The organism is Xanthomonas sp. SHU 166 (assembly GCF_000364685.1).
GTDB lineage: Bacteria > Pseudomonadota > Gammaproteobacteria > Xanthomonadales > Xanthomonadaceae > Xanthomonas_A > Xanthomonas_A sontii.
The window spans coordinates 1-495 of the sequence record NZ_AQOJ01000330.1 but is presented as its reverse complement, the minus strand read 5'-3'; the positions used below and the strand labels follow the sequence as shown (position 1 = coordinate 495).

At 72.9% G+C, this 495-nt stretch carries 1 protein-coding gene; it reads left to right on the top strand.

Annotated features, from left to right (window positions below; translation table 11 throughout):
* Positions 1-495, top strand: a 495-nt coding sequence (locus D180_RS09905; RefSeq protein ID WP_017912669.1) for a 4Fe-4S binding protein, incomplete at both ends; no start/stop codon positions are given.

Sequence of the window (495 nt, the reverse complement as noted above, 5' to 3'; positions counted from 1 at the left end):
GCCGGCAGGCGCTGCTGCTGGACCTGCCGGCGCGGCGCTTCGACGTGTTCGGCTGGACCCTGTGGCCGCACGACGTCGGCTGGCTGCTGCTGGCGCTGGGCGCCGCCGCGGCCTCGCTGGCGGTGCTCACCACCCTGGCCGGGCGCCTGTGGTGCGGCTTCGCCTGTCCGCAGACGGTGTGGAGCCATGCCTTCGCCTGGATCGAACGGCGCTTCGCCGACTGGCCGGCCGCGGCACGGCACCTGCTGTGGGCGACCGTGGCGCTGTGGACCGGGGTCAGCTTCGTCGGCTATTTCGTGCCGATCGCCGACCTGGTCGCGCGCCTGCATCCGTTCGCCTGGAGCGGCGGGGAGACGTTCTGGGTGCTGTTCTATGCACTGGCCACCTGGGGCAACGCCGGCTTCCTGCGCAGCCAGGTCTGCCGCTACCTGTGCCCGTACGCGCGCCTGCAACCGCTGCTGTGCGACCGCGACACGCCGCTGGTCGGCTACGACG